At 40.4% G+C, this 20724-nt stretch carries 22 protein-coding genes and 1 tRNA gene; 10 read left to right on the plus strand and 13 right to left on the minus strand.

Translation table 11 applies throughout. The features are described 5' to 3' along the window. Positions 1-17: 17 nt before the first annotated feature. The 3 genes from A3775_RS13140 (at position 18) to A3775_RS13150 (ending at position 2051) form a co-directional block, all read left to right on the plus strand. Complete coding sequence (locus A3775_RS13140) at positions 18-395, plus strand: hypothetical protein (RefSeq protein WP_066377402.1); 378 nt, start codon at positions 18-20, stop codon at positions 393-395. Between the two features lie 211 nt (positions 396-606). Beyond that, complete coding sequence (locus A3775_RS13145) at positions 607-1113, plus strand: hypothetical protein (protein WP_066377403.1); 507 nt, start codon at positions 607-609, stop codon at positions 1111-1113. Positions 1114-1271: 158 nt separating this feature from the next. Then, positions 1272-2051: a photosystem II S4 domain protein gene (locus tag A3775_RS13150; protein WP_066377405.1), complete on the plus strand. Its 780-nt coding sequence runs from the start codon at positions 1272-1274 to the stop codon at positions 2049-2051. Between the two features lie 200 nt (positions 2052-2251). On the opposite strand, the gene A3775_RS13155 is transcribed toward A3775_RS13150, so the two are convergent. Further along, positions 2252-3028, minus strand: a complete 777-nt coding sequence (locus tag A3775_RS13155) for an SDR family oxidoreductase (RefSeq protein ID WP_066425302.1) — start codon at positions 3026-3028, stop codon at positions 2252-2254. Between the two features lie 245 nt (positions 3029-3273). On the opposite strand from A3775_RS13155, the gene A3775_RS13160 reads away from it, so the two are divergent. Both A3775_RS13160 and A3775_RS13165 read left to right on the plus strand, forming a co-directional pair. Continuing rightward, positions 3274-4770 carry a hypothetical protein gene (locus A3775_RS13160; RefSeq protein ID WP_066425304.1) on the plus strand — a complete coding sequence of 499 codons (1497 nt, stop codon included), beginning with the start codon at positions 3274-3276 and terminating at the stop codon, positions 4768-4770. Positions 4771-4838: 68 nt separating this feature from the next. Then, positions 4839-4912: transfer RNA gene (locus A3775_RS13165), tRNA-Val, on the plus strand. A gap of 101 nt (positions 4913-5013) precedes the next feature. On the opposite strand, the gene A3775_RS13170 is transcribed toward A3775_RS13165, so the two are convergent. Together A3775_RS13170 and A3775_RS25045 are read right to left on the minus strand one after the other, a co-directional pair. Further along, positions 5014-5196 carry a hypothetical protein gene (locus tag A3775_RS13170; RefSeq protein ID WP_066377413.1) on the minus strand — a complete coding sequence of 61 codons (183 nt, stop codon included), beginning with the start codon at positions 5194-5196 and terminating at the stop codon, positions 5014-5016. A 5-nt stretch (positions 5197-5201) separates the two neighbouring features. After that, positions 5202-5675 (minus strand): type II toxin-antitoxin system VapC family toxin, encoded by a 474-nt coding sequence (locus A3775_RS25045; protein ID WP_066377490.1) that lies wholly within the window; start codon positions 5673-5675, stop codon positions 5202-5204. A 225-nt stretch (positions 5676-5900) separates the two neighbouring features. Between A3775_RS25045 and A3775_RS13180 the strand changes: the two genes are divergently transcribed. Continuing rightward, a complete protein-coding gene (locus tag A3775_RS13180) occupies positions 5901-6365 on the plus strand; it encodes a hypothetical protein (protein WP_066377415.1) in 465 nt (154 codons plus the stop codon). A gap of 86 nt (positions 6366-6451) precedes the next feature. Here A3775_RS13180 and A3775_RS13185 read toward each other — a convergent pair whose 3' ends face one another. Beyond that, a complete protein-coding gene (locus A3775_RS13185) occupies positions 6452-6850 on the minus strand; it encodes a nuclear transport factor 2 family protein (RefSeq protein WP_066377417.1) in 399 nt (132 codons plus the stop codon). A gap of 208 nt (positions 6851-7058) precedes the next feature. Here A3775_RS13185 and A3775_RS13190 point away from each other — a divergent pair, with 208 nt between their 5' ends. Next, entirely contained in the window at positions 7059-7895 is an 837-nt protein-coding gene (locus A3775_RS13190; RefSeq protein ID WP_066425306.1) for an SDR family NAD(P)-dependent oxidoreductase, read from the plus strand. A gap of 10 nt (positions 7896-7905) precedes the next feature. Here the strand turns inward: A3775_RS13190 and A3775_RS13195 are convergent, their stop codons facing one another. Both A3775_RS13195 and A3775_RS24250 read right to left on the minus strand, forming a co-directional pair. Continuing rightward, positions 7906-8700 (minus strand): aspartyl/asparaginyl beta-hydroxylase domain-containing protein, encoded by a 795-nt coding sequence (locus A3775_RS13195; protein WP_066425307.1) that lies wholly within the window; start codon positions 8698-8700, stop codon positions 7906-7908. Between the two features lie 43 nt (positions 8701-8743). Next, on the minus strand, positions 8744-8914 hold the full coding sequence (locus tag A3775_RS24250) for a hypothetical protein (RefSeq protein ID WP_156481628.1): 171 nt from the start codon (positions 8912-8914) through the stop codon (positions 8744-8746). Between the two features lie 18 nt (positions 8915-8932). Here A3775_RS24250 and A3775_RS13200 point away from each other — a divergent pair, with 18 nt between their 5' ends. Further along, positions 8933-10402, plus strand: coding sequence for an amidohydrolase family protein (locus A3775_RS13200; protein WP_066425308.1), 1470 nt, complete (start codon positions 8933-8935; stop codon positions 10400-10402). On the opposite strand, the gene A3775_RS13205 is transcribed toward A3775_RS13200, so the two are convergent. The 6 genes from A3775_RS13205 to A3775_RS13230 all read right to left on the minus strand — a co-directional run bounded on the left by A3775_RS13205 (position 10399) and on the right by A3775_RS13230 (position 16987). Beyond that, positions 10399-11229, minus strand: a complete 831-nt coding sequence (locus tag A3775_RS13205) for an alpha/beta fold hydrolase (protein WP_066425309.1) — start codon at positions 11227-11229, stop codon at positions 10399-10401. The genes A3775_RS13200 and A3775_RS13205 overlap by 4 nt on opposite strands. A 21-nt stretch (positions 11230-11250) precedes the next feature. Then, a complete protein-coding gene (gene hisS, locus A3775_RS13210) occupies positions 11251-12639 on the minus strand; it encodes a histidine--tRNA ligase (protein WP_066377424.1) in 1389 nt (462 codons plus the stop codon). Between the two features lie 253 nt (positions 12640-12892). Further along, positions 12893-13339, minus strand: a complete 447-nt coding sequence (locus A3775_RS13215; RefSeq protein ID WP_066425311.1) for a DUF3598 family protein — start codon at positions 13337-13339, stop codon at positions 12893-12895. Positions 13340-13546: 207 nt separating this feature from the next. Then, a complete protein-coding gene (locus A3775_RS13220; RefSeq protein ID WP_066425312.1) occupies positions 13547-14962 on the minus strand; it encodes an aldehyde dehydrogenase family protein in 1416 nt (471 codons plus the stop codon). Positions 14963-15146: 184 nt separating this feature from the next. Beyond that, entirely contained in the window at positions 15147-16190 is a 1044-nt protein-coding gene (locus tag A3775_RS13225) for a nitrilase-related carbon-nitrogen hydrolase (RefSeq protein WP_066425314.1), read from the minus strand. 23 nt (positions 16191-16213) lie between these two features. Continuing rightward, a complete protein-coding gene (locus A3775_RS13230) occupies positions 16214-16987 on the minus strand; it encodes a red chlorophyll catabolite reductase (protein WP_066377433.1) in 774 nt (257 codons plus the stop codon). 208 nt (positions 16988-17195) lie between these two features. Between A3775_RS13230 and A3775_RS13235 the strand changes: the two genes are divergently transcribed. Next, positions 17196-18056: an oxaloacetate decarboxylase gene (locus tag A3775_RS13235; protein ID WP_066425322.1), complete on the plus strand. Its 861-nt coding sequence runs from the start codon at positions 17196-17198 to the stop codon at positions 18054-18056. Between the two features lie 375 nt (positions 18057-18431). On the opposite strand, the gene acsF is transcribed toward A3775_RS13235, so the two are convergent. Next, positions 18432-19508: a magnesium-protoporphyrin IX monomethyl ester (oxidative) cyclase gene (gene acsF / locus A3775_RS13245; RefSeq protein ID WP_066425334.1), complete on the minus strand. Its 1077-nt coding sequence runs from the start codon at positions 19506-19508 to the stop codon at positions 18432-18434. A 427-nt stretch (positions 19509-19935) separates the two neighbouring features. On the opposite strand from acsF, the gene A3775_RS13250 reads away from it, so the two are divergent. Next, entirely contained in the window at positions 19936-20652 is a 717-nt protein-coding gene (locus tag A3775_RS13250; protein ID WP_066425336.1) for a heme oxygenase (biliverdin-producing), read from the plus strand. The last annotated feature ends 72 nt before the right edge of the window (positions 20653-20724 follow it).

Below are 20724 nucleotides of genomic sequence, written 5' to 3' on the forward strand. Positions count from 1 at the left end.
TCGGCTATCAAAAACTCATGACTACAGTTACATCACAAGAAATTGCACTATTTCGTTCTCAATTAGTCGATGATGAGGTCGCTATGCAAGCCCTAGACTTGATTGAGGACTGTGAGGGAGATTTAGAAGATGCAGCTATGACACTAGCAATTAAAGCCGGACAAGAGCCACAACAGGCTAATTCCGAGTGGTTGGGCGATTTGGCTAAAAAGTGGCGTGCTGTAATTTGTGAACAAGAATTTCGGGAAGACTTGCAAAACGGCTCAATTAAACAGATGATGGCACATCTCAAAACAATTCCAGAATTTCCCAAAATTCTGGCAACACCAGTTTTAATGTACGTCCTCAAGCAAGGTGTGGGTAAATTTTGTGAACCCATCGATACTGTGAGGTAGCGAATGGGGGCTGGGGACTGGAAGGGACTGGGAAGGTAGGGGAGCAGAGGAAGCGGAGGAGCAGGGGATAAGAAAAAAGTTTTACCAATAACTAATGACTAATGACTAATGACTAATGACTAATGACTAATGACTAATGGCTAATGACCAATAACAACTGATAGGCTGTTAATTAAGGCAACATTTTTATAAGACAAATAATATTCCACCAATGAATTACCTTATTGCCGTATTACCAGACCGTATCCAAGCTGAAGCTGCTTACTTAGCTTTAGAACAAGAAGGCATAAATAGCACAATCCTGGGAAAAGGTTATAAAACTGCTGATGAATTTGGCTTAATTGATCCCAACGCTCAAGCTAAAAAACAAGTGCGGCTGATGGCATTTTGGCTAGTACCATTTGGCTTTTTTGCTGGTTTTACCTTCAGTCTGATCACTGGTTTAGATACCTTCGCCTGGGCTGGTGAAATTGGTAATCACGTCATTGGCGGGTTATTGGGTGCTGCTAGTGGTGCTATGGGTAGTGTGTTTGTTGGCGGTGGAGTTGGTTTAGTTGTAGGTAGCGGCGATGCTTTACCCTACCGTAACCGTTTGGATGCTGGTAAGTATCTGATTGTAGTTCAAGGTTCTGAAGCTCTCTCCCGACAAGCTACTCGGATATTACGCCAATTTGAGCCAGAAAATATCCAAGGTTACGCTGACACAGCTAGTGTTTAGGGGATTGAGGACTCTGAAGAAGCAGGGGAACGGAGGAGAAAAACTAATAACTAATGTAAGGGCGGGTTTACTAAGAATTATCATGGCTCTACAGATTATCTGGTAAACCCGCCCCTACTGACTAATGACTAATAACTAATGACTAATGACTATTTATCATGTTGCCACGAGAAGAACTGTTAAAGGGTGTTGAAAATCGAGATAGTATAGCGCGTGTAATTGATCTAGCGGAACAAGCGATTAAAACTTGGGAAGTGGTGTTGACAGATTTTCTGTCACCTCCAGAATTGGCAGAAATGCAACGGGTGTTTAGTCGTTTAACGGATGTGCATTTGCTGGCTTGGGGTGGGTATCCACAAGCTGAACGCCAAAGAGTAGCGATCGCTCGTTCTGAGTTACCCCTAGATCAATCTCAAGTTAGCTTGGTACTCCTAGAAATCGCTGGTAATTTCCTATTCGATCCCGCTACCCACCGCGACTTTTTAGGCGCAATGTTGGGAACAGGAATTGTGAGGGAAAAAACTGGGGATATTATTGTTTTGGGTGAACGGGGAGCGCAAGCAATTGTCATCCCAGAGTTAGCCGAATTTTTGACAATGAATCTTCAGCAGGTGCGCTCTGTTCCTGTGAAAACCCAGCACATTGATTTCAGCGAGTTAAAAGTTCGCGAACCCAAGAAAAAAGAATTAACCACAGTGGAAGCTTCTTTAAGATTAGATGCGATCGCCTCTGCTGGATTTGGAATGTCACGCAGTAAAATGGTAGACTTAATCGATACAGGCGATGTGCGTGTTAACTGGAAGGAAGTTACTCAAGCCAGTTCCCAAGTAAAATCAGGTGACTTAATCGCCATTCGCGGTAAAGGACGTTTAGAAGTTGGAGAAATCGCCGTAACTAAAAAAGAACGTTACCGGGTGCAATTAACCAGATATATGTAAGGGACTTCCAAGTAAAAAAATATTCCATCATGTTGACTGTTGGCTGTTGACTGTAAACAGTGAACTGTCAGAAAATTGAAGTGGAATAATTTATTTTTTGGAGTTCCCTAATATTTAATAAGCATTGGGAATGGAAATCAAAAAATTAATTACCTCCAATTCCCAATCCCTAATCCCCAATCACAGTCTATTCAAAATACCTACGCTTTAAACTGTTTTTCTAAAATATGTACAAGGGTTTCTCTTGGTAAAAATCTGGGCATATTAGTAATTATTTTACTCAAAAATCCGCCACTAATTACTGTAGACTCACCCTTATTCAAAGCATTTAAAGCATCATGTACTACTTCTTCAGGAGTAGAGATTTTATTGGTTTTACTTGTAAAAGCTGGGGGAAAATTCGCCTCAGTAAAAAAGCTGGTTTCCGTTGGGCCAGGACACACCACTAAGACACGAACACCATACTTACGATTTTCTGCCCACAATGCTTCACTAAAACTCAACACAAAAGCTTTACTAGCAGCATATACCGAAAGATATGGTATCGGTTGAAATGCGGCAATTGAGGATACATTAATAATGCTGCCAGAACGGCGTTGACGCATCAAAGGTAAAAATTTATGGGTTAAATCTACCAAAGTCAGAATATTTAATTGTACCATTTTGACTTGGCGTTCCCCGTTGGTTTCGGCAAAATCACCATAATCACCAAAACCAGCATTGTTGATTAACAAGTCAATAGTTAGTCCCTTGGTTTTTGTAATATCAAATACAGCCGCAGCCGCATTAGGTTCGGTGAGGTCTTTAACTATTACATCTACTTGGATTTTATATCGCTCTTGTAGTTCCTGAGCAAGCTCATGTAGCTTTGCTTCTGAACGAGCCACGAGGACTAGATTTGTTTGACGTGCAGCTAATTCTTGGGCAAAGGCTTTACCAATACCACCTGATGCACCGGTAATTAAAGCAGTTGACATTCTAGATTATCAAGTTTTTCTTATGAGACTTATAAATTTTAACAATAATTTTTAGGGTGGAAGATAAGAGTCATTAGTCATTAGTCATTAGTTTTTCTTCTCCGCTTCCTCCGCGCCTTGTGCTTTCTCGGCTTCTTCTGTTCTGAAAGCTTCCTACACAAGTCGTTCCTCTGTTGTTTTCGAGGAATAGTAATTTTTATTATACACAATGGGAATACTAGATTGATAAGTTACAGCTTATATCTATGTATCGTCTCAACAAAAAAGCCTGGAAACTATTGCTTGCAGAAGTACAAAAATGTAGCGGGAATGACCAAGTAGGTCAAATTGAGCAGCAAATAGTCATTAAACGATTAGAAAAACTGCGTCTAGAAAAAGGTTCTCCTGCGGGGTTAGAAGAATTACGTGACACAGTTATTGATATATATCCACAATTTAGTGAGAAAATTCTCAAACAAGCAGCAAAAGCTAATCAACCACCTGGAATTTTTAGCAAAATCAAGTGGGTAGTGATAGTTGTAGGTGGTGCAGCTGGTGTGCTTTGGGTAGTGAATTTACCTTATCCAATGATTCGCCGGCCTGTTTCCAGAACTGTACCTCTGCTACTATTGCCTAGTTATATCAGTATGGATTATAACTACCGGGAAGCAATTCACAACCTGGAACAAGCAGACCAATTAATTAATCAAGCTACCAGCCCAGCAGATATTCAACGTGGTGGTGAAAAAGTCAAAGCTGCAAAGCGAAACTTAGATAAATTGCCAGTGTGGTTTTTGGGGTATTATCCACAAGCGTACTGTAATTTATTTGGGTGTAGTTGGCGGTTTACTGTGGATGAATTTGACACAGCACGCCAACGGGTAGGACGGATAGAAGCGATCGCATTTCAAGATCAAAATGCTTTAGTACCATTGACTCAGGCAGAACAAACCCTGAAAACCGCCAAGCAGCAATATCAACAGGCTAGCACTACTGAACAGAGAGAACAAGCGATCGCCATTTGGCAAGAAGGAATAGACCAATTAGAACAAATTCCCCAACAAACACTAGCCGCAAAAACAGCACAAGCTAAAATCAAAGCCTACAAACGTGATTTTGAAAATGCTCGCATTGGTAGTTTTATCACAGCCGCCCAAGAATTTGATTTAGCAGCCGAAAAAGCCAAAGCAACTCAACCACAAACCGCATCTGAATTATGGCAACAGGCTATTAACCGCATTAAAGAAGTTCCTGTAGAAAATCCCCGCTATGTAGAAGCCCAAAAGTTATTAGCAACCTACCAAGGCAAAATTCAAGGTATTGTTGACCCCCGCAGTAGCAAGATAATTGAGGGTGCGAAACAATTCGCCTTTGCAGCCGCTAAAGCATCTCAAAATCCGCCCCATACAGAAACCAAGTGGAAACAAATTGCTCAGTTATGGTCAACAGCCATTGAAAAATTGCAAACCATTCCGGTAGAAGAACCGGGTTATTTAGAAGCTCAGAAATTATTAGCGACGTATCAAAGCAATTTGGGAATTATTGAAACTAGACTGCAAGCTGAGATAGAATCGCAATCCTCACTGAAACAGGCTAATGAGGAAATCGAAAGGTTAATTGCTGCGCCACCCTCCGACCCGCAACAGTTCAAAGCGCAAATCCAAGGCATTATTAACGAGTTAAATACTGTCAAGTCTGGTACAACAGCTTATGCAGAAGCCCAAGCATTGCTAGTACAAGCTCAGAAACGACTTCAGCCCTAGAAATTTGCCACACAAAAAATCTTTGCTTTCTAATAAATATATGCTATACTAATAAATCGTGTGGTTAAGGACGTATAGCTCAGTTGGTTAGAGCGCTACGTTGACATCGTAGAGGTCACTGGTTCGAATCCAGTTACGTCCATTTTAGAGATATACAAATTAGCTGTCATCAGTGACAAACTAATGTCCTTGGCACAGGTGAGAGAGGATGAAGCGGGTAAGGTTTTTAAATGAGCGATCGCACTAAACTTTATTCAAAACAGAAACATCCTTCAACAACTTTGGAGGATAAGAAACAAATTTTCTATTGCTCCTTTTTTCTTGTTCTTTTAAATCTTGATAAATTGCCTGTAAGTCATTGTTAAATTCATTTGAATGTGCTTCTCTAACTTGATAAATTTCTTCGATAATTGGATCTTGCCACATAAATTTTACCTCTCTATCAGTTCTTCAGGGGTACAAATTATTACTGGTTCATAGCCTTGGGAACGACAAATGCTTTCAATTTCTCTCCTCATGAGAGCATTAGCAATATGCTTACAATTCCATGTTAACAAATAATTGATACCATTGGTTACAGCAATAGCAATATGTAAAGCATCCTCAGCCGCTTTTTGGGGCATAATTTTAAAATCAAGAAAAGCTTGGGCTAAAGTTAGTGAATCTTCTCTAGCTTCTAATAATTCTATTGTTTCTAAGATTTTTAGTCTTCGTTCAGCTGCTATAGAGTCTCCAGCACTGGCTTCTTGAATAACTAGCTGTGAAGCTACCAGAGCAAATTTATCTCGATAATTTTGCCACCATTCTTGGGTAATTTGTTGATGTCCTGCAATCACAATATCTCGACTAGGACGAGAAGTTAGATAACTGATTACTGAAGTTTCAACATAGACTTTTTCTTTCATTGTTAATTTTAAATTAATATATTTTTGCATATAATGATAACGCGATTGCATCCCCCGTTTCCGTAAATTGCACTCAATGCGTAGACAAGGTGTTGCCGCATAATAAGCCTCAGATAACCGAAGGGGTTCATGCAGCATACCCACAGCAACAGGGGGTTACATTTCGGCTCACCACAGAAGTGTTACTATATATATTGACAATCGCCCCTTTAATCCCCTGTGTCGATGAACAAAGAATTGGATCAAGAACTTTCCCTCAAAATAGCTGAAAGCATTAAAAGCAAGGCGAAAAAACCCTTTGATAATGCTTACAAAGCAGCCTTGGCGACTCAGGGGGCGAGGTATACCCAAGGGTTTTTAGTCTGCGCGGGTAGACAATACAAACCCATAGAACACGGTTGGATTGAGATAGACAACTGCATTGTTGACCCCACATTACCACACCTGCAAAAGAACTCTCAACAACTGTGGTACTTTTCAGCCCACAGCTTGAGCGTGAAGCAGCTAAAAGCAATTATCGAAGAATCAAAAGAAGATTATCCTGAAGATGACCCCCTACCCATCTATGGCGATGCACCTTATGAATATTATGGGGATGTGATGTTGGGTGGTAAAGAATACCTAGAAGCTTACCAAGCAGCAGAGGCTAAGTGTAAAGAATTGCAAGCAATCAGAGCTAACAATAATTAACTCAAATTAAGATACTTGCAAATAAAAGTTTCAACACCTTGTAGAGACGTTGCATGAAACGTCTCTATACTGTATTCACCTTCCTATCAATAAGATTTACCATCGCTACCGAAGTATTCACGGTAGCCACAAATTTTGTCACCACGCACATCAAAAGCAACTGCTACACGATTTTTATAAGGCTGTCCGAGTAAAAGTCCTTCATCTCGGAATTCAAACACCACAGTCGTTTCATTGCTGGTAACGTGGTCGAGAGATGTTAGTTTTAGTCCAGAATTAAAAGACTCAGAAACGTATTCAAAAAACTCTTTAGCTCGTTCTTTACCCACGTTCAAACCGTGGAATTTACCCATCGGAAACCAAAAGGTAAAATCGTCTGTGAGCATATCAAAAAATGCTTGCCATTCTCCTGTTGCTAGACCTTGGGTGAAATATTCAAATGCCTGTTGAGCAACTTTTAAAGTTTTTTCTGAGTTTTGTGCCATCATCATTAACTCGATATACACTAAGTTTAATTATCTAGTGCGATGTGCTATGCAAGCTCTTAATTTGTTGCAAATTATAAATAATCATTACAATAATTATTTTTTGATTTACTTGGTTGTTCTTAAGTGATATTAGAGATTTAACATTACTTTTGTAATTACTGATTTTTTTGAGTTAATTGAAATTAATAATATTTAGTAATCAAACATGATATCAAAGCTAGCAATAGTCACAGGTGGCACACGTGGTATCGGTTGGGGAATATCACAGCAGCTAGCTGAAGATGGCTATGACTTGATACTTGGCTTTAATTCCAATCAAGAGGCAGCAAATACTGCCAAGACTCAACTAGAATCAACCTATGGAAACAAGGTTTATATTATTCAAGGAGACTTAGCAGAAGAAGCTACTATTGAAACCATATTTAAATGTGTAGAAGATAATTTTCATGGTAATCTTACAGCATTCATTCATAACGCTGGGTTATATGTGGGAGTGACAACATCGACGGAATCTAGTCAAGCGATCGCAGCTAATAAGGAATCACATCAATTATTAGGTAGTGGTAATTTGACTGGTTTTGATCAATATGATTACTATCAAAATGTCTATCCTAAATGCTTTATTAGATGTGTCGAAAAAGCCATCAATTACATGAAAGATGGAAACGGCTATATAGTAGCAATATCTGCTCCTGGATGTAATAGCAGTCAAACGCCAAAATTGCAATATGCCTTACCAGGTTCAGCTAAGACAGTTGTGGAATTTTTAGCAAGATACTATGCTAAAACACTTGCGCCACGATGCATTACAGTTAATGCAGTAATTCCCGGTTTTGTCAAAACTGAAGCTTGGGAATTAGTAACATCTAATAGCGATGGAGTAGATAGTGATACTATGAAAAATATGATTAAAAATACACCCATGCAACGTTGGGCATCTCCCAAAGAAATAGGTGAAGTAGTAGCTTTTTTATGCTCTCCTAAAGCTGCATTTATTACTGGAGTAGCTTTACCTGTTGATGGTGGGTTACATCTAACTTAAAGACTTATTCTTATAAGGCTTTATCCCACTCTAATTGATGAGCTAAACCATACTTAATAAAATCTTCAGCTTGTGCTTTATCACTCTTACCAAAAACCCCTAAGCTGTAAGGATTATCTTGCATACGTTGTATAACTTGCTCTTGTTCAAATTTTATTATTTCTTCTCTCGGTTTATCCGTTTTAAAAAAGTCTACAACCAAAACAGTTCTATCGTAATTAGTGTAATTATGTGGACAGTGTGGATAGCTATGATCTAAAACCATAAATTCGCCTTCCTGCCAATACAGTTTTTCGTGACATATTTTCATAGCTACATCCCCCTCTGGCACAATCAAACCTAAATATCCACGATTTGTATGATGGTTATAGTTAACATGAAGCTTGATATCTAAACCCGGATGAAATGTCCCAAAATACACGTTTCTGATTACATTATCATCTTTGAAGTTGACTTTTTCGATTACATTAGCCAAATTTGGGAAATATTTTTTTCTTAAAGCAAGTGCTTTGGCTGATGCTTCATCTGTCCCATAATCAGGATAAGTTATTTGATGTAACTGAATATATTCTTCAATAAACAAACCTTGGAATAAAATCCCAAAAGCACTATATTTTGAACTACCTTTAGTTTTAATCGTTTTACTTTTAGGCCCTAAAACTTCATAAGTAAATTTTAACTCCTCCTCAGATGCTTGCTTAGTAAAGCTGGTAAACTCATCTCTAATGACTTGCCATTGCTCTTGGAAACTTTTAAGAAAAGTAAATTCTTCAGGGTTGAGATGATACTCATTAAAATTTGCCATAGGTTGTTATCCTCAAGTAGATTCAATAAAAAACTGTTACATATTAATGGGTTTTAGCTGGTCTTCCGGTAGGATATTGGAATTCCTGACTACTTACATCTTGCACCAGTGGCTTTATTGCCATGACAGTGCGGCGATGCACTCCTAAAACTACGCTTAAACCCTGATTTTTATCTTGGTGTATTGCCCACCCTACAGAAATCAATGTAATCATTTTAGTGTGAGGTCTACTATGTCTGAACCTCCTGTATTGGATAAAATTATCAAAAATGTGCGGGTAGTTCGTCCCCATGATGATGCTGTTGAACTACTGGATATAGGAATTAAGGATGGGAAATTTGCCCAGATTGCTCCTCATATTAGCGTAGACGAAAGCAAAGATGTATTTGATGCTAACAACCTGCTAGGCTTTCCTGGGGTGGTGGATGCTCACATGCACGTGGGTATTTATCAACCCCTAGATAAAGATGCGGTGACTGAAAGTAAAGCAGCCGCAATGGGGGGAGTAACTACCAGTCTTAATTACATTCGTACAGGACAATATTATCTCAATAAAGGCGGCTCTTACCGGGATTTTTTCCCGGAAGTCTTGGCGTTATCCGCAGGTAATTTTTTTGTTGATTACAGCTATCATGTTGCACCTATAGCTAGTCAACATATTGAAGAAATACCTCTACTATTTGAAGAATTTGGTGTCAGTTCCTTTAAAATCTTCATGTTTTATGGTGGCTATGGGTTGCATGGTTTATCAGACAAGCAAAACCTGTTTTTGATGATAAATAAAGAGGAACGCTATGACTTTGCTCATTTTGAGTTTATTATGCGTGGTATCACTCGCTTAATGGCAGAAAATCCAGCAGCGAAAGATATTATTAGCTTAAGTTTGCATTGCGAAGTTGCAGAAATTCTTAACGCCTACACCAAAATAGTTGAAAATGATTCTAGCCTGAGTGGACTACACGCTTACAGTGCAGCGCGTCCCCCCCATTCGGAAGGTTTAGCTGTTTGTATTGCATCTTATTTGGCGCATGAAACCAACTGTGTAAATATCAATTTATTGCATCTGAGTTCGCGGAAAGCAATGGAAGCAGCTTTGACTATGCAAGCTGCTTTTCCACATATTAATTTTCGCCGAGAAGTTACTGTTGGTCATTTACTCTTAGATGTGAATACCCCTAACGGTGCTTGGGCAAAAGTTAACCCGCCGATTCGTCCCCGTGCTGATGTAGAATATCTATGGCAAGCTGTACTGAATCATCAAGTAGATTGGATAGTTAGTGATCATGCTTGCTGTTCTGCGGAACAAAAAAGAAATGCTAAAGACCCGAATAATATTTGGTTAGCAAAGTCTGGTTTTGGCGGTACAGAATATTTACTTTCTGGTGTGGTGAGTGAAGGTAGTAAGCGGGGGATGTCTTACAACCAGATGGCTAAGTTGCTATCTTGGAACCCATCCCGGCGGTTTGGGTTGCTAGAAAAAGGGGATATTGCTCTTGGTTATGATGCTGATTTGGTGTTAGTAGATCCGAATGAAAGCTTTGTGGTAAGTGCGTCTGAGTCGGAATCACAACAAGGTTACACACCATTTGAAGGAATGGAGTTAACAGGAAGGGTTAAAAGTACATTTTTGCGGGGAAATTTGATTTACCACAACGGACAAGTTTTGGGTTCACCTACTGGGCGTTATTTAAGAAGAGCTTAAATTTGAACACCAGCATTTTCTAAAAATTGGATGACTATCTTTGCTATTTCTTCAGGCATTTGATTCATCATACAAATAGTTCCTCCAGGTAACTCTACAACCTGACTGTGAGGTATTGCTTGTGATAAGAAATATCTGTCTTTTGCTAATGCTAAACCTAATCTTTCAAATTCTTCTACATCATCAATTCCCCAGAATATCAGCGTGGGACACTTAATAGCTGTAAATCTTTCTGCCGCTTCCATACAGTAATTTCCCACCGCCCAAACTGCATATAAAGGATAGCCAAAACATTTCAAATCATCTAAAACCCAACGATGATTCAAATCAGCAGAACCTACATAACTGCTACGCGCTAACCATCTTTCCATCAGGTGAGAACCATCTTCTTGAATGACGAAACCTTCCTGAAATCGCCGCATTAAATCTGCTTTGCCAGCTTCACCAAAACCAGCAACGTTACACAGAATTAATTTGTTAACTCGTTCTGGATAAGCTGCGGCGACTTCTCCAGAAACGAAAGCACCTGTATGGTTGCCTAAAATGTTGGTTTTGGCAATACCTAACTCATCTAATAAGGCAATGACAGTTTTAGCGTAGTCTGCAACTGAATATAATCTTGGCGGTTTATCAGAATCACCAAACCCCATTAAATCCATTGCAATAACACGGTATTTCTTGGCCAATATGGGCATTAATTCCCGATATTCATCACTACTGCGGGGGTTCATGTGCAGTAATAATAAAGGTTCTCCTTCGCCACCAATACGATAAAGAATTTGTCCATCTTCGGTATCTAAAAATGCCCTTTTGATTGGTTTATTCATAGCACCCTGTTAATTGATTAGTTATACAAGTTTCTGTTTAATTGCCTCAGCTAAATCTGCCAATGCTACCTCTATTTGTTCGCCTGTTTGTAAATCCTTAAGTGATGATTTTTGTGCAGCTGCTTCGTCAGCACCAATAATTACACAGAAACGTATCCCTTGTTTATCTGCTGCTTGGAATTGTTTACCTAAGGGACGCTTATCAAAGTTAGTCACAACATTAATACCCGCTTGGCGTAACTGTTGCGAAACTTTTAAATAAGTTGGCATTAAATCTTCTTGCATATTTACTACCACTACCTGCGCTGGTGTTGCAGGTAAGGTGTTAAGAATACCCGCTTTCAGTAAGCGACTAATTAAGCGAGTTAAACCGATAGAAATACCCACTCCCGGCATTTTTTCGCCTAAAAACATCCCCACTAATTCCTCATATCTGCCACCAGAACAAATACTTCCTAAAGCTTCATGTCCGATGAGGGTGGTTTCGTAAACAGTGCCAGTATAGTAGTTTAAACCACGGGCAATAGACAAATCAATACAAAAACGTTTGTCAGGAACTCCTAAATTCCGCACACCTGCAATTACTGTTGCTAATTCACTGACACCTAAACTAAATTGTTCACATTCTGGCAAGTTTTCTGAGAGGTGTTGGAGTTTATCTAACACTTCATCAACATCACCATCAATTTTGATGAAATCAATAATCTTTTGTGTTTGCTCAGGGTTAATTCCTTCTTTCTCTAACTCTTGCTTAACTTTCGCTTCTCCGATTTTCTCCAAATTATCAATGATGCTAATACAAGATTTAATTTGAGTTTCGGAAATTTCTAAAGATTGGAAAAATCCTGTCAAAACTTTTCGGTTATTTATCCGAATTACAAAATCACCAATATTAATTGCCTCAAATATCTCGGTGATAATTGCGGGCATTTGGGCATCATATAATAAACTGAGTTCCCGCCGCCCAATTACATCAATATCACACTGACGAAACTGCCGAAATCTCCCATCTTTGGCGCGTTCCCCCCGAAAGACTACATCCATTTGGTAACGCGCAAAGGGAAAGGTTAATTCATTCAGGTGACGGGCGATATACGCTGCTAAAGGGACTGTTTGATCAAATTTTAAAGCTCTGGCTTCTGAACCTGTTTCGCCTGATTTATCTTTTTCTGCTTGGCGATTTGGTGGCAGAATTGGTTCAATACCATAAATGATATTATCGCCTTGATTTCCTTTTGCTTGCAGGACTTCTAATCTTTCTACTGCGGGTGTTTCAATAGGTGTAAATCCATAACTTTCATAAACTCTACGGATAGTATCTAATAAATATAATTCTAGGCGTTTCTCGCTGGGGAGAAATTCAGGAAAACCGCTAGGAGTAGAAAAGTTAATTTTGTCAGTCTTTGCCATGCGTCTACCTTATCAAGTTAAAATCTGATGTAATAGGATGTTTATTTTTTCATAAAATGGTGCGTTACACTACGTTAACGCACCCTACTAGCGTGACAAGCTTAAAATGTTGCATTAAAACACTCTTGTGGTGCGGGCTTCTAGCCCGTCCGGTGCAGGCTAGAAGCCCGCACCACAAGAACTATATTTTTGCACTATTTTAGCCTTGCCACGCAGCTACTAAATTCAAAAGTATATCTGATTATGGAATTTACTATTTTAACCTTTCTTCTTTAATCAAAGTACGTTGGTAAATTTGATGATTTTTGAACCAGTGCCATGTACGGGCGCGATGGTTATTGTCTGGACTAATTTGAATCATTTCATATAAATACATTTCTGGTACTGTTTTGTAAGCAAACCATAATATTACTGTTGAGTCGTCGATTTCCCAAGCTTTGCCTTGAATGCGCTCTGTATCAAACCAGAGAATTTTATCACGATAAGTTGCGGGAAATTGATGTTCTTCTTGTTTACCGTTAGCCCATTTGTAACGGTTAATTTGGTAGTAGGGATAGGGGCTATTGTCTGGAAATTGACAGGTTAAATGTGATTCATGTTGGTCAAGAATTTTTCCTGATGTATCAACTAAAGTGTATGTACCAATCCAATCGCCTTCATGACGGGCAAGTACAGGCATTTCTGCTTTAATTTTAGTCATTTTTAATTCCTGATATTATTAGGTTTTAAGTTGTAGGGTGTGTTGAGCTTAAAATGTTGCATTAAATCTCTCTTGTGGGATAAGCTCTCTAGCTCGTCCGGTGCAGGCTAGAAGCCCGCACCACAAGAACTATATTTTTGCACTATTTTAGCTGTGTCAGTCCAGTAGGGTGTGTTAAGGTTAACGCCTTGATTTAGCGATCGCTCATTAGCTATTAAACCACCAAGGGTCAGGGGCGGAGTTAGCTTTGATTAAAAACGCTTGTTTTCTCAGAAACCGCTTGAGTGCTGCTGCACCCATGCGTGAACCACCCAAACCGGAAAATTTGAAGGCGTTTTTCTCTCCTTCGTACATGATGGCAGTCAAAGCCGCATCATTAATACTAATAGCACCTGCCTGGATTTGCCGAGCGACGGTTAAGGCTTCTTCTTCTGAACCAGCAAACACGGCGGCACTGAGTCCATAAATGGAGTCGTTAGCTAAGTTTACTGCTTCCGTCACGTTGGAGAACGACATTACGGGCATAATGGGGCCGAAAGTTTCTTCGGTCATGACTTTCATGGCATGATTGACTTGGGTGAGTACGGTGGGACGACACCACCAACCGCCGCCTAATTCCTCTACTTTACCGCCACAGTGAATGATTGCGCCTTTGTGCATTGCATCGGCGATGTGTTCTCTAATGATCGCTGCTTGTTTTTCGGCGATAATAGGGCCGATTTGTCCGCTTTCCACGTTGGGGTAAGCTAGCTCTAGACGATGCGCTTTAGCTATGAGTTGATGATAAAAATCTTCATATATGGATTCAGCAACGTAAATTCTTTCTATGGAGAGACAGGATTGACCTGTGTTGACGACTGCACCCCACAAAATCGCTGAGGTAGCTAGGTCTAAGTCTGCTGATTCTAAAACGATCGCTGGATCTTTTCCTCCCAATTCTAAAAACGCTGGGATAAACCTTTTAGCTGCGGCTTCTGCAACTTTCCGTCCTGTGGCTACACTCCCTGTAAAACAAATTAAATCTACATAGTCAATTAACGCTGCTCCTGTTTCCCCTGCTCCCTCAATAAAAATTAACACATCCCGCAGGTGAGGAACTTCGTTGAGTGCTAACAATAAAGGTGCAACAAACCGAGGCGCGATTTCACTGGGTTTGACAACGACAGCACAACCCGCCAACAATGCCGGGATAGCATCAATCATTGACAACAACAAGGGAAAATTCCACGGACTAATTACGCCAACTAAGCTGTAGGGAATTGATGCTTGTTGTAAGGCGATAAACGGAATACTGGTATTTTTAGCGGTTTCTTGTAGTAATTCTGGTGCTAGGTTACACCAACGGTCAATAGTGGATAGGAAGGAATCAATTTCTAATACTGAGATGGATAATCTACCCGTGTCATTGACTAAAGCTTCTGTTAGCTGTTGCCGTTGAGATAATATTGCTTGTTTCCATTGCTGTAGGGCTTCAATTCTAGCTTCTATACCGATTTGATACCAACGAGTTTGCGATCGCCTCGCCCGGTTACATTGCTGGGCTAGCAACCTCACTGGTGGTGGGATAATCACATAATCAAATTTTCCCGTCCGAGGATTACGTACTTCTATAGGGTTAGTCATTAGTCATTAGTTATTAGTCATTAGTCATTGGTCATTAGTCATTAGTCATTAGTTATTAGTCATTAGTCATTAGTTTAGTTTCTCTCCCCTGCTCACCTGCTCCCCTGCTCCCTCATCTCCCTCATCTCCCGTCATGACTCCCAGTCCCCAGTCCCCAATCCCCAGTCCCCAGTCGCCTCCTGTGTCAAATTATCCCTAAATTGCTGAGGCGTTCAATAGTTTGTGTTTGGGCTTGGATGAAATGCTGGCGGTCTACGGTTTGATTTAACATGGTGTTGGCTGGGTAAAATTGGGACTGGCTGTAGCTTTGGGCGTATAGTTCAAATCGCTGACGAGACAGTAAATTATTTAACCCTGGACGGTGGCGATCGCGTCTTAATGCTGCTAAATCTATCTCTGCAAATGCCGCCATACTTTCCCCTGCACCTGTCTCTGCTAATACTATCCCGCGATGGTCAATAATTTTTGAACCTCCATCTACTGAACTCATGGCAATAGGGCTATTACTTAACCCAGCAGTATTAGCTGACACTACATAAGCCATATTCTCTACAGCACGGGTAATTTTAGCAGCGTCTTTGGGTGTGATATTCTTACTGTAAACTTCCGAGGTGGAATGGAGAAAAATTTCCGCGCCACGCATGGCTAAACACCTCGCTACTTCTGGGTATAAAATTTCCTCTGATGCTAAAGCTGCTAAATTGCCAATGGCGGTTTTCGCTACGGGAAAAACTCCCTCTAAGCCATAACAGTCAAGGTATTTATCCCAGACATCATGGGGTGTAGGCGCAAACATGGAATTAAGTCGCCGATACCGTAAAACTACTGTACCAGAGGCATCAATTACAAAGCAGGTTTGAAAGTACAACCCTGGAAAATTGGGGTCGAGTTCGTAGGCGTTACCAGCTAAAAATATGTGATGTTTTTGAGCAATGTTACCGAGAGCTTCATACTCTGCGCCGTTCATTTCTATACAGGCTTTATTTGCCCATACTTCCACAGATTCCCCCATTGGGAAACCTGTCAGGAAGTATTCGGGTAGGACAATTAAGCGACAATCAGAACCGATGAAAGCAATACTGGCGGCGATTTGTTGCGCCAAGCGGGTAATAGTTTTTTGCATCAGTAACCCGACTTCGTGGCGATCGCGTGCTGGATTAACTGCATGACAAGTAACTTGCAATGCCAAAGCACGGAATGATTCTATAGTATCAGTATGATTCGCCATATTCGCTAGTATATTAAGATTGCCTATCTAGAAAGTATACGATCGCCACCCCAAAGCGATCGCACCAGTTTATCTGTCATTTCCTCACCAAAGAACCGCACAGCAACTTTATTGTCTGGATCACGTTCTGCGATGGTTCGACGCACAAATAAATCACGTTCAGCTAATGCAGCCCGTTCTGATTCTGCCACAGGTGCGGCTGTATCTATCCAAGACAACCAACGATCCACCATTTCATGAGCAACTTTGCTCACCAAAGCTAAAGTTTCCTGCTCTTCTTGAAACGTATAACACAAACTCGTGTGTGATTGTGCCTGCCGAATATATAAAGTTTTACTAATAAATGGCTCAAAACGTGAATCACCCTGTAGTGCTAAGTACGTTTGATTAACGGGTTCATAGTAGCGGTCTAAATATTCTAAGTCAACGAACAAATCAGTGCGCGGGATGTAATCCATATAAAACAAAATCCCCAGTTGGGGAAACGTACTAAACGCGCAAGCTAGATGAGGAACACGGATATGAGATTTTAGCCAAACCGTCAAGTGCATATTGCTAAAACCCGAAATCGGATCACGTAACCATGAATGCACTAACCAATCGACTTCCGCACCTGTAAAAGTATTCAGTGAACCGTGGGCAGCACCCACCTGAGCAGCATAACTGTGTAAACTTTGAGTGGAAGCATCGGGATGAGTTTCAAACCGAGCATCTATTTTCTGGCGCATTTCTTTTGTAATCTGCCATAAATGCTCAAACAAAGCGGTATTATCTAAATTAGCTTGCTGCTCCAGCATAGTTTATAGATACCTTTTGGCGTAAATGTCAATAAACTTAATTTAGATGAAAAACCTTGACATCTTACCTACGCCAGAAATTATTTAGGACTTACTTTAAATGTAAAATAGACTTTTGTTCGTAGAGAGCGATTTATCGCTCCTATTTAGGGATTTAAAGGGCTAAAGCCCTTACTACGAACGTATCTTTTATTACAAATTACTCACTATGTCTTCTAGCCAAACACTACGACAGTTACTAGCGCGTCCTGAAATTATCGTGATTCCTGGTGTTTACGACTGTCTCAGTGCAAAACTGGCTGAAAAGATAGGTTTTGAGGTAATAGCTACCAGTGGCTTTGGGATAGCGGCTTCTACCTTGGGTTTACCAGATTATGGTTTTCTCACCGCTACAGAAATGTTCTACAGTGTAGGCAGAATTGCCCAATCAGTGAATGTTCCCTTAATTGCAGATTTAGACACTGGTTATGGCAACGCCTTAAACGTCATGCGGACGATCAAAGATGCTGTACAATTAGGTGTAGCGGGAGTATTGCTAGAAGACCAAGAATGGCCGAAAAAGTGCGGACATTTTGAAGGTAAACGAGTCATCCCCACAGCCGAACACGCCGGAAAAATTAGAGCCGCAGTAGAAGCGAGAGGCGATAGTGGCTTAGTAATTATTGCCCGTACAGATGCCCGTGCGCCACTAGGATTAGAAGAAGCGATCGCCCGTGGTCGTGCTTACATTGCCGCCGGAGCAGATATACTGTTTGTAGAAGCACCGCAATCAGTAGAAGAACTAAAAGCGATCGCTGCTGCCTTCCCTAATATCCCATTAGTAGCGAACATAGTTGAAGGAGGTAAAACCCCCTCCCTGTCAGCAGCAGAACTACAAAACTTAGGTTTTAAAATCGTCTTTTTCCCCCTCACAGGCTTATTAGCAGTCACACAAACACTAACCAATTGCCTAACCCACTTAAAACAACAGGGAACAACAGCCAACCTGACTGATTTAGTCAAATTCCCAGAATTCCAACAACTCGTAGACGTTCCCCAATTTCTAGAAACAGAAAAAAAGTTTAAGTAACCCAGCACAACAAAAACGCATTATCTTCTGCGCTCTTCTTTGGGGAGCATCCCAAATGTGTAAATTTATTTTTACCCAATGTCAAAGGCTGGGAAGAAACGAACCACGAAGGACGCAAAGATCACGAAGGTAAGAAAGTTCAGAGAGTTTTTGGTGTTGCTGCGGTTATTTTTGCAAAATTGGGATGCTCCCCTTCTTTGCGCCTACTCTGCGAGAAGCCGCTTTGCGTCTTTGCGCCTACCGCAAGCGGTTCCGCCTTAGCGGTATGCGCGAAATTTAAAAAATCTTCATCCCCAACACGAAATAATTGATCAAACCTCAAAAAAAAAACGAGCAATTTACGCAGAGACAAAAAACCCAAACCAAAAACCCTAACTACATCACAGTACCACGAGTAGCCTCAGCATCAATCGGCTTAATCAAATACAACCGTAACATATTCCAAAAAATACCAATAGCAGGGGGAATACTTTGGAAGAACTTGACAAACTTCGGCAACTGATTATTTTTAATCGCCGCAAGTTGCAAATTATTCACCGCACAAAGTTCTAACCGCCAGAAAAACTCAGGGTGATTAGTATTTAAAATCAGAGGAAAAGCTCTAGCAGAAGTATTGTTAGTCTCTTGAATAACTCTAGTGTTGTACTTGCGGGGATGGATACCGATAGCTTCGTAAAAGCTAGCCCGTTCAAATACAGTCATAGTGTGGGTAGCAAACACAGCTAACAAAAAGAAACGCACCCATAAGCGAGCCTTCCAACTTTTCCATAATTTGGGTTGCGATCGCAATACTGCTTTAAAAAAATCCCCGTGTCGGTTTTCATCCTGACACCAACTCTCAAACTTACGGAATAACGGATAAAACTGGTATTCTGGATGCTCCTGAATATGGTGATACATCAAAATATAACGCCAGTAACCAATTTTCTCCGATAGGTAGACTGTGTAAATAATCCACTCTGGCGGGAAAAATGTATATGTGCGGTTTTTGGTTAAGTAATTTAAATCGAGAGACAGATTGAAATCCGCCATTGATTTATTCAAAAATCCTGCATGGCGTGCTTCATCCCGTGCCAGCAAATGAAAAGCCTCTGATAACAAAGGATTTCGTTCTTTGACACGGCGTGATAACTCTTTAAACAACAGAAACCCAGAAAACTCGGAAGTACAAGAACGTTCCAAAAAGTCAATAAAAGCCCGGCGTTTTTCCCCAGTGATATGATCCCAATTTTGCTGAAACTCTTCATCACGGGCAAAGTGATGACGGTTGTAGTCAGCACGGAGTTCATCAATAATCGCTCTAATCTCCGCCTCATTGGCTGAAATATCCAAATTTGCCACCGCATCAAAATCGGTGGTGTAAAACCGGGGTGTTAATAATGTTTCTTGAACAGGTGCTTTCACGCCTGGTTTAAGCGTCTGAGGTTCTGGAGTTGCCAGAGAATTAACCATGAGACTCCTTAATGGTAAACGTTTTCATAACTATATAAACATAAAAATATCTTTCTCCACATCAGTTAAATAACTGGGTATGACGATAAATCATGATGCAAACTACACTCAATTTCTCCAGAAATTTTTCCCCGTACCCAATCCCCAATCCCCAGTCCCCAGCCCCAATATGTGTAGTCAGATTAAGAGAAATATAAAAAATTATTAATAGCTATGTAGTTATACAAGCAATAATAGTTAAATGAGTTTGGGAGATATAAAAAAACCAAGGATCTGTATTGAGCATGATAGTTGCTAGATAGAGTCGTGCAGATCCTTGCTCAACCCCGAATAACAATCATTTCACCTGAGACTTGACTGTGAATTGGCAGCCATTCTGAGTCTGTAAACGTGACTGCCTGAACAATTAAACATTAAGGAAGCAAAAATGAGTAATAATCTAGCTGTTAAACTGCGTTCTGGCACTCAAAAAGCTCACACAGCAGCAGAAAACGTGGGATTCATGAAATGTTTTTTGAAGGGGGTGGTAGATAGAGACTGTTTCGCCCAGTTTTTAAGTAACTTGTATTTTGTTTACAGTGAACTAGAAGCCGCTATCAAAAGCCAAGTCAATCATCCTGTGATTGGTGCAATTTACTTTCCCGAACTAAATCGCCAAGCCTCCTTAGAAAAAGACATGGTATTTTACTATGGTAGCGAGTGGCGAAGTCTAATTACACCGGGAACTACTGCCCAGTCATATATTAACCGGATTCGACAACTTTCTGCCCATGAGCCTGTGTTGTTAATTGGTCATACTTATACGCGCTACATGGGTGATTTGTCTGGGGGACAGATGTTGCAGAAAATTGCTCAGTCAACTTTGCGGTTGTCTGGCTACGAAGGCACATCTTTCTATAATTTTGAGCAAATTCCCGACAAGAAAGCATTTAAAGATAAGTATCGTCAAGCATTAGATTCATTACCTATTGATGATGCTACAGCAGACCGCATCGTTGCAGAAGCCAATTATGCTTTCCAATGCAATATGCAAATGGCTAGAGAACTAGAGGGAAGTTTAATCAAAGCTATTGGTCAAGTAGTATTCAATAGCTTAACCCAAAGCCATAATAACCCCGGTAGCACCGAAGCACCTGCGATGTGAGCCTGTGGGGGGACAAATAAATTCAAAATTCAAAATTCGTCTTGAAAAGTTTCCTACGGCGGGAAACCCGCC

Source organism: Anabaena sp. 4-3, from assembly GCF_001597745.1.
Lineage (GTDB): Bacteria > Cyanobacteriota > Cyanobacteriia > Cyanobacteriales > Nostocaceae > Trichormus.